Origin of the sequence: Microcoleus sp. FACHB-672, from assembly GCF_014695725.1 — a bacterium.
In the GTDB taxonomy this organism is placed as follows: Bacteria; Cyanobacteriota; Cyanobacteriia; order Cyanobacteriales; family Oscillatoriaceae; genus FACHB-68.
Genome location: NZ_JACJOU010000020.1, coordinates 144192 through 158380, shown reverse-complemented (window position 1 = coordinate 158380; position 14189 = coordinate 144192). Strand labels below are relative to the sequence as shown.

At 45.9% G+C, this 14189-nt stretch carries 10 protein-coding genes; 3 read left to right on the top strand and 7 right to left on the bottom strand.

The genetic code is table 11. The features are described 5' to 3' along the window. The first annotated feature begins 357 nt into the window (after positions 1–357). On the top strand, positions 358–2232 hold the full coding sequence (locus H6F56_RS16655) for an AAA-like domain-containing protein (RefSeq protein ID WP_190670178.1): 1875 nt from the start codon (positions 358–360) through the stop codon (positions 2230–2232). 331 nt (positions 2233–2563) lie between these two features. Then, entirely contained in the window at positions 2564–6088 is a 3525-nt protein-coding gene (locus H6F56_RS16650; protein WP_190670176.1) for a GAF domain-containing protein, read from the top strand. A gap of 168 nt (positions 6089–6256) precedes the next feature. Here H6F56_RS16650 and H6F56_RS16645 read toward each other — a convergent pair whose 3' ends face one another. From H6F56_RS16645 to H6F56_RS16630, 4 genes are all read right to left on the bottom strand, one after another. Then, positions 6257–6454, bottom strand: a complete 198-nt coding sequence (locus H6F56_RS16645) for an NblA/ycf18 family protein (RefSeq protein WP_190670174.1) — start codon at positions 6452–6454, stop codon at positions 6257–6259. Between the two features lie 542 nt (positions 6455–6996). Further along, the gene (locus tag H6F56_RS16640; protein ID WP_190670172.1) at positions 6997–7758 is read right to left on the bottom strand and encodes a PP2C family protein-serine/threonine phosphatase; all 762 of its coding nucleotides are present in this window, start codon (positions 7756–7758) and stop codon (positions 6997–6999) included. Between the two features lie 182 nt (positions 7759–7940). Next, the gene (locus H6F56_RS16635) at positions 7941–9644 is read right to left on the bottom strand and encodes an AarF/ABC1/UbiB kinase family protein (RefSeq protein ID WP_309236561.1); all 1704 of its coding nucleotides are present in this window, start codon (positions 9642–9644) and stop codon (positions 7941–7943) included. 192 nt (positions 9645–9836) lie between these two features. Continuing rightward, entirely contained in the window at positions 9837–10166 is a 330-nt protein-coding gene (locus tag H6F56_RS16630; protein WP_190670168.1) for a DUF6825 family protein, read from the bottom strand. A gap of 12 nt (positions 10167–10178) precedes the next feature. On the opposite strand from H6F56_RS16630, the gene H6F56_RS26915 reads away from it, so the two are divergent. Beyond that, on the top strand, positions 10179–10301 hold the full coding sequence (locus H6F56_RS26915) for a hypothetical protein (protein WP_255513734.1): 123 nt from the start codon (positions 10179–10181) through the stop codon (positions 10299–10301). An 85-nt stretch (positions 10302–10386) separates the two neighbouring features. On the opposite strand, the gene H6F56_RS16625 is transcribed toward H6F56_RS26915, so the two are convergent. The 3 genes from H6F56_RS16625 to H6F56_RS16615 form a co-directional block, all read right to left on the bottom strand. Then, on the bottom strand, positions 10387–11685 hold the full coding sequence (locus tag H6F56_RS16625) for a serine/threonine protein kinase (RefSeq protein WP_190670166.1): 1299 nt from the start codon (positions 11683–11685) through the stop codon (positions 10387–10389). A 674-nt stretch (positions 11686–12359) separates the two neighbouring features. Further along, positions 12360–12806 (bottom strand): hypothetical protein, encoded by a 447-nt coding sequence (locus H6F56_RS16620; RefSeq protein WP_190670164.1) that lies wholly within the window; start codon positions 12804–12806, stop codon positions 12360–12362. Positions 12807–12953: 147 nt separating this feature from the next. After that, positions 12954–14132, bottom strand: a complete 1179-nt coding sequence (locus H6F56_RS16615) for an anhydro-N-acetylmuramic acid kinase (protein ID WP_190670162.1) — start codon at positions 14130–14132, stop codon at positions 12954–12956. Between the last annotated feature and the right edge of the window lie 57 nt (positions 14133–14189).

Below are 14189 nucleotides of genomic sequence, written 5' to 3'. Positions count from 1 at the left end.
TTGTTTAGTATGGTTCAGAGTTCACAAGATTGTAACCAGAAAATCTCAGAATTTTAGGCAAGAAAATTTTCTACCTTTTGCTTTCACTCCGTAAAACCTCATAAAACCTCATAAAAACTTGTGAAATTACCAAAAAACCTCTGTTTGAGTTAAATAAGCAGTATCTTTGAAGCAGGGTTTAAAATCGCGGTACAACCGGCAAGCGCCAAGGCTCAGCAACCTTGCGGAGCGCGATCTAGACAGAGTCAGACAAAACTGAAACGGAAAAGCCCCACTGTCACTCGCTCTTTACCTTGCCTGATGGATGACGTGAATTCTATAATTTAGATTAATAAATTCTTCAATTCAGCCGGCAATATGGATTGTAAAGAAGCCTTAGAATTTGCAGATAACTTAATTTATGCCAGCACCGGCAAGCACCTCAACGATCTAGAAAGAGAAGTGTTCACCGGCTCTTGGCAAGGACAAACGTATGAGGAAATTTACCCAGTTAACCCTGAATATATAGAAAAATATGTTGGTTATAAGTTATGGCAAAAGCTTTCTGACGTTTTAGGAGAAAAAGTTACCAAAAAAAAGGTAAAAGGAGCGCTTGAAAGAGCCATCGAGCGACAAGGAAAACCCGCTAGTCTGGCGGTTAAAAAAGTTTTTATCAGCTATCGCAGCCAAGAACCAGATTCGTCTTTAGCGGCGCAATTTTGTGAAGCGATCTCAGCGGCTGGACATAAAGCATTTACTACGAATTTAGGAGTGGGTTCTCCCGGTTCTATTCAGCCGGCACAAGATTGGCTTTCTCAGCTTGACTCACAACTCAAAGATTGTGACTGTTTTTTACTACTACTTTCCCCACAAGCAGCCGTGAGTGAAATGGTAATTGAAGAGTTGCAGCGGGCGCGACAGTTGCGGGACTCTCGCCACAATAGCAAGCCTGTTGTGATACCGATTCGGATTAATTTTCCTCCCAATTTGTCGCTAAATCACGACTTGCAAAGCTACTTACACGGAACTGTGCAGAGTGAGTGGGTTTCGCCGACAGACACTCCTAGGATCGTAGGAGACGTTCTCAAGCAATTGGCAGAGGGTGTTGAAAAGGGACAACCGGATAAAATTGAAGAGTGGGAAAGTGTCGGCAGTTCCTCAATTTCCACCTCCCCATCCCTCAACCCGAATGCTCCACCCTCGCCGGTTGCCGAACCTGAGTTACCAAGTGGTCAAGTGCGTCTTGCTTCTGCATTTTACGTTGAGCGCGTTCCCTGTGAAACGCAATGTTATAAAGAAATTTTGCAACCCGGATGTTTAATTCGGATTAAAGCACCTAGGCAAATGGGCAAAACGTCATTAATGGCGAGAATTCTGTATCAAGCAAAAGAACAGGGATATCGCACCGTTCCTCTAAGTTTTCAACACGCCGATACGGCAGTTTTTACGAACCTTAAAGAACTTTTACAGTGGTTCTGTGGCAAAATTAGCAGAAAGTTGCGGCTGCCTTATCAAGTTGATGATTATTGGAGCGATACTTACGGCAGTAAAGATAACTGTACCGCTTTCTTTGAAGATTGTTTATTGCCGGAAACAGATAGTCCCCTTGTCCTCGGTTTAGATGAAATTGATCGGGTTTTTCACTATCCCAAAATTGCCGATGATTTTTTTGGGTTATTACGTGCTTGGTATGAGGAAGCGGGATATGGGGCGAATGATGGCTATGTTTGGGAAAAACTGCGCTTAGTCGTTGTTCACTCAACGGAAGTTTACATTCCTCTGGATATCAATCAATCACCGTTTAATGTGGGTTTGCCGATAGAATTGTCGGAATTTAGCGCGGATCAAGTGTTTGACTTGGCGTGCCGGCATGGACTGAATTGGGGGGAAAGCGAGGTTAAACAACTCATGACTATTGTGGGAGGACATCCTTATCTAGTCCGCTTAGCGCTTTATCACATTGCTGGGCAGCAACTCACCTTAACGCAACTGGCAGAAATTGCCCCCACAGAAGCAGGAATTTATGGTGATCATTTGCGCCGGCACTTATGGAATCTCCAACAGCACCCAAATTTAGCGGCAGCATTCGCTAAAGTAGTTGTAACCAACGAACCGATTGAATTAGAATCTGTGCCGGCGTTTAAATTACACAGTTTAGGGTTAGTGCAGTTGCGGGGAAATGAGGTAACACCGCGTTTCGATTTATATCGTCAGTATTTCCGAGATCGTCTAAACAAAATTTCCTCAAGTTAAAAAAATGAGAGATATCCATTCAGAATTATTGCTAGAGGTGATAAAATGCCTTTTCCATTTCCAGGAATCAATCCCTACTTAGAAAAATCTGACGATACGACCGGGCAGAATTCGATTTAGCGGTAGATTATACTCAGCTGCCGGTGCCGACACTTAAAGTAGAAGATACTATCTGGGCTGGTGTGCTACTAAAAGAAAAAGGATTGCGGTAATTTAAGCAATTATGTAATGCCTCGATTTCATCGATTTTGTCAGGATTTGTGCATCTCAAAACGGATAATAGGTGGGTCATTTCCGCGCTACAACTGCATCTTAAATTGTCAGGGACGCTATGTTTTCGCAAAAACCAGAAACCGTGTTAGATGAAGAACCAAACTCAAACTATCGCTACAAAGTAGGCGGGCATTTACCCCTTGATGCCCCGACTTATGTCGTCAGGCAAGCTGATCGAGACCTTTATGAAGGGTTAAAAGCCGGTGAGTTTTGTTATGTGCTTAATTCGCGACAAATGGGTAAAACCAGCTTGCGGGTGCGAACAATGCACCGGCTGCAAGCGGAAGGCGTTGCTTGTGCGGCAATCGATCTGACGAAAATTGGTAGCCAGGATATCACGCCGCAGCAGTGGTATGCCGGTTTGATGAGACGCCTGGTGACAAGTTTTCACCTTCAGATTAATTTAAGGTCTTGGTTGCGAGATCGCGAGTTTTTGCCGCCGGTGCAGTGCTTGAGTGAGTTTATTGAACAAGTATTGCTTGATTCTGTCAGTGAACAAATTGTTATTTTTATCGATGAAATTGATAGCATTCTTAGCTTAAATTTCCGAACTTATGACTTTTTTGCCTTTATTCGCGCCTGCAATGAATACGACCGGCTGACCTTTGCATTGCTGGGAGTTGCGAGTCCATCAGATTTAATTAAAGATAAAAACTACACTCCATTTAATATTGGTCGCGCTATTGAATTGCACGGCTTTGAAATTGATGAAGCTCAACCACTTGCTCAAGGTTTTGAAGGGAAAATTAGCCATCCTGAAGCTGTTCTAGAAGCTGTCTTAGACTGGACCGGCGGCCAACCGTTTCTCACCCAAAAGCTTTGCAAACTTATTCTTGAGAATGCAGAAGGTAAATTGATCAAAAATCCCGAAGCATGGGTGGAAAACGTTGTGCAAACTCGCTTGATTGAGAATTGGGAAGCTCAAGACGAACCCCCGCATCTCAAGACAATTCGCGACCGGCTGCTCAGAAGTGGAGACCGCACAGAAGCCCTACTAAAACTTTACCAGCAAATTTTACAGCGTGGTGAAATTGCCGCTGATCAAAGTCTTGAACAGATGGAATTGCGGCTTTCTGGCTTAGTCGTAAAAGAGGGGGGAACCCTCAAGGCTTATAACCGCATTTATGGGGCTGTTTTTAACTGGATTTGGTTAAACAAAGCTCTAGCAATTCTGCAACCTAGCTTTCAGCAACTGGTTGCTAATCAAGAACACAAACTCATGTCGATGCTCAGCGGCATGGAGGGGAAAGATTTTGATGATATTCTTTACGAAATTCTGGGTTCGATTATCCTGAAGTTGGGCGAGTTAATGAGCGTTGATCGCATGGCTATCTTTTTTATTGATAAAGATAAAAATGAATTGTGGTCAGTGATTGCCAGAACAGCCAGTATAAGTTCTACAAAGATACAAATATTGGCAAATAATCCAAGTGCCGGTCGAGTCACTATTTATAAGCAAGCAGTCAATGTTCCCGCTGATTTATCAGAAGATTGGTATTCCGGAGTTGCTCAGGAACAGGATAAAAGAACCGCCTACCACATTTATAATGAGTTTACTTCACCTTTGTTGAACGAAAAAGAAAATATTTTTGCCTTCGTTCAGTTGGTGAATAAACTCAAACAACCGAATAATCCCAACGATTTGTTTGTCGAAAGAATTGCAGAAGCAGGTTTTACAGAAGCAGATAAACAGCAATTTGCTGAATATGCGCCGGCACTGCAACGAATTTTAGAAAGATGCCAGTCTTGTTATAAGTTAACTCAAAGATTGCAAGCTTCGGAAGCCCTCACAGAAGCTACTCGTTCCGTTTCTCAAAGTAGTCTAGATTCGGAAGAAATTATCACGCGGGTGATGGAAGCCGCTAAAAAATTGATGAATGCGGATCGCAGCACGCTTTGGTTACTAGACTCTGAAAACGATGAATTGTGGACAAAAATTACCTTTGAAGATGGGACTGTGCGGGAACTGCGCGTGCGAGTGGGACAAGGATTTGCCGGCAAAGTTGCTGCTACTGGCGAACCTTTAAATATTGCCTTTGATTTGTACAATCACCCTGACTCAGAAACCGCCCAGCGAACTGACCAAAAAACAGGATACCGCACTTGCAGTTTACTGTGTATGCCGGTTTGGAGTCCTGAAGGTGAATTAGTCGGGGTGACGCAATTAATTAATAAACGAAAACCGGGTGAGCATCTTGAATATGATCCCGAAACTTGGCCGGAAGCGCCTGAATGTTTCGAGGATAGTTTTGATGCCAATAGTCAAAAATATATGCAAATTTTTAACTCTCAAGTGGGAGTTGCTTTGCAAAATGCTAAACAGTTTGCTGCCCTGAAACAACAAGCAGAAAATCAACCGCAAAATGTTGTCAGCCAAACATTAGCAATGCTTAATCAAGTCATGGACGGTCAAGGGTTTGATGATATTCTTGACGCAACTTTGCGATCAATTACTTTAAAAATGGGTAAATCATTGAGTGCAGATCGCACAACGATTTTTCTATTTGATGAAGAACGAAATGAATTTTGGTCAATAATTGCTGAAGCGGAAGGGGATCGATCTTTAGAAATTCGACTGCCGGCAGATAAAGGAATTGTAGGGGAAGTCGCAGCTAGCAAACAAATTATTAATATTCCCTACGACTTTTATGACGATCCCCGCTCTACTACTGCCAAAGAACAAGACATAAAAAATGGTTATCGCACTTATACAATGCTGACATTGCCCCTGTTAAATGATCAGGGAAATTTAATTGGAGTTATTCAGTTAATTAACAAATTAAAGCGTTTTTATAATCGGACGTCACCTTTGTCTGAACAAATTGAGCCAGAAGGTTTTACTCAACTAGATGAAGAACGATTTGCAGAAAATGCTCCCCTAATTCAAATGATTTTGGAAAGCTTCCGCTCTTATCATAAAACAGCGAGAGGACAGCGGGTGGCGGCAGCACTCATGGCAGCAACTCGCTCGGTTTCTCAAAGCAGTTTAGAACTCGATTCGATCCTAAAACGCGTGATGGAAGCTGCGAAAGAATTGATGAATGCAGATCGCAGCACGCTTTGGTTACTGGATCGCGAGACAAACGAGCTGTGGACAAGAATTCCTTTTGGTGACGGTTCGATGAAGGAACTGCGGGTGAGTGTGGGACAAGGTTATGCCGGCAAAGTGGCAGAGATGGGGGTGCCGCTAAATATTCCTTTTGATTTATATGATTACCCGGATTCGGACATGGCGAAGAAAACTGATCGCGCCACCGGCTACCGCACTTGCAGTTTGCTCTGTATGCCGGTTTGGAATCCCGACGGTGAGTTGATTGCTGTCACTCAATTAATCAATAAAATTAAACCGGGTGAGCCTTCAATACACGCGCCGATTCAGGCGAATGTCGTGCCTGATTATTTCCAGGCAAGTTTTGATCAAAGCGATCAGCAATATTTACAAATATTTAATAATCAAGTGGGCGTGATTCTCCAAAATGCTGAGCTTTTAGCAGCAGTCAAACGACAGGAGCAAACACTACGCATTAACCTGAGTGGCGCATCAGATGTTGAGTCGCAAGTTGCCGGCAACCAGTCAGGATAAAAAGCATTCAGAAAAATTAAAATGATAGCGAAAAACTAGAAAAATATTCTGTTAGAAATCCAACACAACAGTTATTGAGCGGTAAAGTTGACGCCCCAGCATCCCCAGCTTCTTTCCTCCTTGGAACCAAGCAAGAGAGGGAGGTCGCCTACTATGGCATGAAGTCTTTTAACCAAAGCTAGGACCCTGTTCTAAACCCCATTGGTGCTTTAGAAGATTCTGATAAGTTGCTTCACGAACCATCATTTGTTCGTAAAGTTTTACCAAAAAGTCCTGAGCTTGTTGCCGACTCATTTGCTGAACCTGGCTTTCAAAGGCACGAATACTGAATTGTTGTTCCAAAGAAAGGTTAATAGGTTGGCTCATAACGTCCTCCGATAAGAAGAAGTAGGATTTTTGACTCTCAAACTCTGGATAGACCAGATCGATTCACCCGTTTTCAGTGATCGCCGCTTGGTTTCAGGATTGCCGGAAACTGTCAACGCTCAACTTATATTACAAAAGATAACAATCGTTTGACAAAGTGCACATCCCTCCAAATAGGTAACTTAAGTATGAAGATGTTAAACCTCCCTCCTAATGTTCCCGGCGAAGTAAGGTAGTTGTATCAACTTGTAAAGAGTAAAATTGCTCAACCTGAACAAATCTTTAATGATCCCAGCTTATATGTTTAATTAAAAATGATTTATCTTCTACCCTAAATCAGGAAAAAGGTTAGCAAAAGCCTTGATATATAAAAGTTTGAGCGACCTGTTGCCAAAGCCCCTCTTCTCGGCTGGATTAAAGATTATTTATCCGGATTCTGTAATAAATGTCAGGCCGACATAACACAACAAAAACAGCGAGGAAGTTGTGAAGTGTTCCTCGCCGTATCCGCCGGCACATAAATTGTTACCCAGTGATCCGCCTTAAGTTCGTGTTTCAACCGCCACGATCACCACGGTAATGTTATCGCGTCCGCCTTTATCTTTTGCGGCATTCACCAGCGTCTTCGCCGCTTGATCACAGGCACGGATTGACTTAAGGTAAGAGCCGATGGCACTGTCAGTAAGTTCTTCAGTCAAGCCATCGCTGCACATCAGTAGGCGATCAGCAGGGTGTACTTCCATCGGCTGAATATCAATTTCTTGCAAATCCTGCCGGCCTAAGCATTGAGATAGAACGTGACGCCAGGGGTGGTTACGGGCTTGATCCGAAGTAATATGCCCAGCTTTTACCGCCCGCGAGATCCACGTATGATCTTCAGTAATTTGCTCCAGCTTGGCACCGCGCAGCCGGTAGAGGCGCGAATCACCCACATGAGCCACCCAACTTTTCAGCGACTGGGTGCCGGCAGGTTCCGAGGCTTCCTCTCTAAAGATCGCCACTACTGCAGTTGTCCCCATATCTGAGCGTTCTGGATGATTGCGCTGATCTACCAAAATAGCTTGATTTGCTTTAAGAAAAGCTTCCTCTAACAGAGCAGTTGAAGACTGAGGCGAATCCCAATGCTCAATCAGATAATTCTGAATCACCTGAGTCGCGATTTGACTCGCCTCCTGACCCCCTGCATGACCGCCCATCCCATCCGCCACGATAAAAAATCGTCCGCTGGGGTCGATGTAGTAGGCATCTTGATTGACTGAGCGAAGCAGTCCCTGGTCTGTGAGGCCGGCAAAGTAGCGTTTCATGAATTCAGTATTAAGCAATAAGTGCTGGTTGCTAAGTGTTGAGTACACAGTCCCCTGAGTGAGTCAGACTAACCAAGTGATTAAGCCTTCACTTAAATACTTGTGCGGGCAGTCTGTGAAGAAATCACAGCCTGTGCTAACGCTTACTGCCCCATCTTCACTCAGCCAGAGTTCAGAGCGCGTCAAGACATCCGATCAAATCGGTCAACCCGCATCAGGAGTCGAATCAAAGTCACAGCTAGCACCGTTGCAACTAGAGCCACAACCAGCGCCAACCAGACATAATTATTCACTAATAAAATCGTAGCCGACAAGGTGAAAGCACCGATCAGCAACGCATAGTTCGTTGCCAAATGCATACTGCTCAGCCGGCGAATGGCCCGATCTGTTTCAGTCGAGCGGACACGAATGCGGAGATCCCCCCGCTCTAGCTTTTCAATCGTATCGTCAATTCGACCCGGCAAACCCAAGGCCGTGCTACTCACCTGAGCTGCTTGACGCCCCAGTTCATCGAGAAAGCTACTGCGATCTGAGGAATTGCCATTCGTCATAATTTGCATTGCAAAAGGCTTTGCAACCTCCATAAAATTAAAATCTGGGTCAAGTCCCTTCCCCACCCCCTCTAAAGTGGAAAAAGCCCGCATCACAAAGGTAAACGTAGCCGGAAAGCGGAAAGGCTGATCGTAGGCAATCTCGTACAAATCATCAGTAATGTCGGCCACCGACTGATTTTCAAAGGGCTGATCCATAAAGTGATCCAGCATATACTGGATCGACCGGCGCACCGGACCCATATCATCCATCGGGGATAAAGCTTCTAGTTCTATCAAAGAAGTCACAACTTTATTGGCATTTTTTTGGGCAATGCCAAAAAACAGCTGCATCATCTTTTCCCGGACATCATTTCTGACCCGGCCCATCATGCCAAAATCATAAAAGATCAACGATCCGTCCGGGTTAACCGCAATATTGCCTGGATGGGGGTCAGCATGAAAGAAGCCATCATTGAGCAGTTGATGCAAGTATGCCTTAGCACCAAGATTTGCCAATTCCTTGCGGTCTAAACCGGCAGCCTCCAACGCTTCGTAGTGACTGATCTTAATCCCTGGCATATATTCCAGAGTCAGAACCCTCGGCGAAGTGTAGCGCCAATAGACACGCGGCACCTGCACCCAGTTCTCATCACGGAAGTTGCGGCGAAAAGTATCCGCGTTGCGCCCTTCGCTGAGATAATCGATTTCCTCATAGAGAATCTTGCAGCACTCGTCATAGATTCCCATCCAATCCTTACCTCTGCCCCAGTCTGGATGGTTTTGAAAGTAACGGGCAATTCCCTTAGCGATATCTAAATCGATTCCGAACAGCCGGCGTAGTCCAGCGCGTTGCACCTTAACCACAACCTCTTCGCCGGAGTGCAAGTACGCCTTGTGTACCTGTCCCAGACTTGCGGCTGCCAAAGGAACCGGGTCAAAAGTTTTGAAGAGCGTTGCTATTGGCTTGCCTAAGTCTTGCTCAATAATCCGCTCCACCTTCTCATAACTAAAAGCCGGCACCTTATCTTGCAGCTTAGTGAGTTCTTCAACATACTCACCCGGAATAATATCCGCACGCGTTGAGAATAACTGTCCCAGCTTGATAAAAGTTGGCCCCAATTCCAGGAGCGACTCGCGAATCCAGATAGCTTGGGCGCGGCGTCTGGCAGTCCGTTTAGGTTCCGTCATGCCACCTGGATAACTCCAAGCTTTGCTATCGCGCCACACACTGAACATAAACAACAGAAAAAACGTCCAGATTTCGACAAAGCGCCGCTTGTGGGAGTAATCGTCGCGACTCCAGCGGTAAGCTTTATCCTTGTTAGCCTTGCCGAAAACTGGAGGCCAAGCTATTCCCTGGGTAGAGGCGGCACGAACACCGGCGGAATGCGCGGGTAATGCGGAGCGCTTCTGGTGCTTATGGGTGACAGGATCATCAGGGAGAACAGACACTAGGCTTCCTAACTTGTGGTTTCAGGTAATTGATAGTCTCAAGTCGCAAAGTCGGAGAGTCCTGAGTCAACCGTTGTACTCAGCACTCTCTATTTAAAGAGAGCCGGTGCGATAGCGCTGCAACTGAACCCGCAATTGAGCGATTTCCGCTCGCAGCTCATCAATGGTTGCTTGCAAGTCAACCGAAACTGAACTGTACCGGCCCGTCGTAGAACCAGACGTGCCTTGCGTGGGAACCGCTGCTGTTGCTTGATTGGCCCGATCCATCACTGCAATTGTGAACTGCCGCAAGCGCTCGCGTTGCTCAGCATCGAATTTACCGAGTTCACTAAACGCGTTGGTTACGGATTTCTCTAGCTCTTCGTTGAGAGCTTCAGCCACGGCTCTGCCGACAAAAAAAGCATGAATTAATGGATCACTCATAAAAAAATCTCTGTGCCTATCCGCACAAATTATAACCTGCTGGCTGAGGCGCTGTCTGAATCTAGATTAAAGCAAGTGGGCGAGAAGGGAACCCTAGCTGCTGTGGCGAAAGCCGGCAATTACGGTCAGGTGTAAGGGTGGCTTGCTTTAAGTGAAACAGTCTGGCGCTACATTCAGGCTGGACTCGCTGACAAATTCTCCAAGCTGGAAGGAAGGTTAGTCAGGATTGCCGTAGGGGAATGGCAGCGCCGGCCTCAGAGGGTGACGTGCTAGATGGGGAAACCGAGTTAGGTGGAGCGGCCCATTCTGGTTGAGCTTCAAGCTCTGAAGCTTCTTGTGCCGGCAGGACATCGACCGTTTCTTCCTGGGTGTAAGCGGGAAAACTTTTCTTACCGAGGGCGTATGGAGACAAGCCCTGCGTCTCTGTCCCCGGCCAGTCTTTTAGCGGGGGAAAGGACTGTTCAGTATTAAAAAGGCCAGATCCCACCTTGCCGGCGTTGCCAAAGCGAAGTGACAATCCAAAGCCGGCACCGGCTAACCCAGCGAGGACGGCAGTTAGGATGAAACTGAGTCTAACGAAGCGTTTAGATGAGTGCCGATCTGAAGTTTTGGGGCTGGTTACGCTTGCAGGCTCTTCTACTTCTCCGCTGCTTTCCCCTTGAACTTCTATAATTGCCGGCTCTATCTCGTTCATGTCTTCTCCAGCCGGTAAAAGTGACAGCCACGCGTCTACTGTTTGGGGACGCCGGCTCGCCTCTGTTTCCAAACCGCAGCGAATCGCCTCAAGAACAGCCAGAGAGAGGTTGGATTGACAGGGTTGCTCATTGGTGGAATTGGTGGAAACAGTACCCTCGCCCAGTTGTGCTGCCACCGGCAGTTGGCCGGTTAGCAAGCCGTAGAGGGTCGTTGCGAGTCCATAAATATCGGTGCTTCGGGTATGCCGCAAGTTTCCAAAGTCTGGCTCAGCCGGCCCATAAAGGGTGGCAAAAGAGCCGCCGTCTGTTCCCTCTTGGCCGGCACTCAGCTCATTGGCAATACTAAAGTCAGTCACTACAACACAATTGCTGCCCTCTAAGCGAATCAGGTTTTGGGGCTTAATATCTCCATGTACTAAACCATGTTGATGAAGGACGCCCACCGCTGAGCCAATCTGACGGATATAGTCCAGTGCTTGATCCTGTGGCATTGGCTGGCTGAACTGTATTAGTTCTGCTAAAGTCTGGCCTGGAATATATTCCATGACCATATAAAACAACCCAGCTTGTTTGAAACAATCGAAAACTCTGACGATGTTTGGGTGCTGGCACTTTTGCAGGCGACGAGCGAGGCTTTGAAATTGCTTCTGCAACTGCTCAAAGTTAGCCTGGTGGCGCAGGCTCTCATTGAGGGTTTTAATCGCTACAGGTAAGTTTAAATCGGTCTGGGTGGCCCGATAGGTGATGCCTACTGCACCTTCGCCCAAAGTCGCGTTGATGACGTATTGGCCATTTTGAAGGACTGTGCCAGCTGTTAAGTTCATAGGTATTTGCGCTGCCAGTTTTTCAACTTATGCTAACCCTTTGCGCGACATCTGCCTTGAGAACCTCCCTTGAGAAAGGTAGTTGCGCTTTTTTTTGGACACGCTACAAAGGATGGTCTACAGAGTCTTGCACAAAAAGTATTAGAAATATCAAACTTACTGTTTGACAATAACTCAAAGATATGCATAAAAACAGACTAAATTTTCACGTAGCGGCCATCAACGAGGGAATTATAAGAATAACAACTCCTCGCTATTTGAAAAAGAGGTAGGAATTTTTTTATCCCTAAGTGAACATCAGTCTGTTAAGGTTTGCCGAGTAAGACTAAAGTTGAGAAGTTGTCAACTGCATTGAAAAGTTTAAATTTAACGTAATTCTATAAAATTAATAATATTCTATAAGATGTTTTTATCTAGAATGTAAAAAACATGAGACTAAGAACTCTATTTTTAAAAAATAAGGTTTTAGCCGTCACAAACAATAGATATTTGCTATAGGTATCTGATTAAAAATTTTCACCGGCACCTCTCAATTATCTGATTTTTCCGAAACTCGAATCCTAGCTTTTTGGTAATCAGTAAATTTTTCAGAGTTAGCAAACAAAAAGCAAATAAAAAAACGACAAGTGACGAGAAGAACGGCCTGTCACTTGCCACTTGAATGCTGAAACCGGCTAGTCTATTTGACGCTCATAGGTCGCTTCCATCGTACTGATGAGAGAGTGGCCGGCCATGATCCCACTAGAGTGATAATACTTATTAACATCCATGCGGTGCAGCGTTTCAAAACCACTGCGGCGCTGCCGATCACCGAGTACCCAGTAGCGTTGCACAATCGATTCAGGAGCAATCCAGCCTTCACCCTCCACGCGGCCAAATTCACTGTGCTGAAGTACAAAAGTATACTGACGCTCACCTCCATCCAAGTGTCCTCGGTACTGAAACGTAATTTCACCCCGCTCACTGCCTGGAAATATTAGCTTTGTAACCATCGTGAACCAATTGTCTTGATTCCAGGCAACTAAAGTTCTCCCTTTAACAGGAATCGGCATTCCATTGCGCTCTAGCCAGTTACCGTCTAACATCCACCGACCTGACTGCATTAAAAACGTGTGACTCACGGCATGATTCCTTGCTTGAACTAATTGCTGCCGTAATGGCCTTGTTTGCTATCTTATTGCCTTTCGCCGGCAACAAAGAAATCTTGTTAATTGCTCACAACTGTTTGAATAAATTCTCTTCTTCCTTTGCGATCCTGCCTGAAAAAATTAGTCCCAATCTTTGCTCGCTTCCTGCATAGAACAAGGAAAATGAATATCACCGAGGAGCATCGGCTTGCACGCACCTGTGACCAGTGGGAGATTACCGGGAATGTTCCTCTGACGCCAATAAGCTAGCACAGCAAAAGCAATCGCTTCTTTGAAATCAGCATTTAAACCGGCTTCATCAGTGGTTAACACCGGCACAGAGTCGAGTTGAGCTTGCAGTCGGTTTCTTAAGTATAGATTTCGGCTACCACCGCCGCACAACAAGACTTGATCCGGCATTTGGGGTAAAAAAGTCCGATAGCTGTGAGCAATCGAAGCAACCGTGAGTTCAGTGAGTGTGGCCAGCAAGTCAGAGGGACTGAGTGAATAAGCTTCAGCATCTCTGAGACAGCCGTGAAGGTAGTCTGGGCCAAACAGTTCTCGGCCTGTGGATTTGGGCGGTGGCTGGTGAAAAAATGGGTGTTCCAACCATTGCTCAACCAAACTAAGACAAGGAGTGCCGGCGGCGGCTAAAGCACCGTCTTTGTCGTAAGTTTGAGCGCCATTTGTGAGATGTTGCACGGCCAGATCCAGCAAGACATTAGCTGGGCCGGTGTCCCATCCCACCGGCTTTTGCATACTGGAGGCGGCTGAGGGTAAATAAGTGACATTGCCAATGCCGCCGAGGTTTTGAATGCAGTGGTTGCGGGTGGGATGGGTGAGCAAACACACATCGATTTTGGACACCAAAGGCGCACCCTGGCCGCCGGCAGCAATATCAGCAGCGCGGAAGTTAGTGACTGTGGGAATGCCGATTAAGTGGGCGATCGCAGCACCCCGTCCAAGTTGCAAGCTGTAGCCCAAGGGTAGCGTTGTCCTCGGATCTGGCTGGGGTGGACGATGATAGACCGTTTGGCCGTGAGAACCAATCAGATCAGTTGGGGTGCCGGCGGCAACGGCGGTGGCTGCGAAAGCAAATTGCTGAGCAATTGCATCATCAAGTTCCGCGAGTTCTGCCATTGAAATTGCCTGGCCGGCACATAAGGCTAAAATTTGCGCTCGGAGTTGGGCGGGATAAGGATAAGTATCTGCCGCCAATAGCTGAATTTTTAAATCGAATTCAGTGCCGGTGATATCTACTAAGGCGGCATCAATGCCATCCACTGATGTGCCGCTGATCAAACCAATAACTTTGGTCATTTATTTGCTATTTTTTGTTTGCTGTCATTTGTCATAAGTCAAGCATCAATGTTCCAT

Bases quoted from the DNA above. Each gene is read 5' to 3' on its own strand.
- H6F56_RS16655 (WP_190670178.1), top strand. From the start codon at position 358: ATGGATTGTAAAGAAGCCTTAGAATTTGCAGATAACTTAATTTATGCC.
- H6F56_RS16650 (WP_190670176.1), top strand. From the start codon at position 2,564: ATGTTTTCGCAAAAACCAGAAACCGTGTTAGATGAAGAACCAAACTCA.
- H6F56_RS16645 (WP_190670174.1), bottom strand. From the start codon at position 6,454: ATGAGCCAACCTATTAACCTTTCTTTGGAACAACAATTCAGTATTCGT.
- H6F56_RS16640 (WP_190670172.1), bottom strand. From the start codon at position 7,758: ATGAAACGCTACTTTGCCGGCCTCACAGACCAGGGACTGCTTCGCTCA.
- H6F56_RS16630 (WP_190670168.1), bottom strand. From the start codon at position 10,166: ATGAGTGATCCATTAATTCATGCTTTTTTTGTCGGCAGAGCCGTGGCT.
- H6F56_RS16625 (WP_190670166.1), bottom strand. From the start codon at position 11,685: ATGAACTTAACAGCTGGCACAGTCCTTCAAAATGGCCAATACGTCATC.
- H6F56_RS16615 (WP_190670162.1), bottom strand. From the start codon at position 14,132: ATGACCAAAGTTATTGGTTTGATCAGCGGCACATCAGTGGATGGCATT.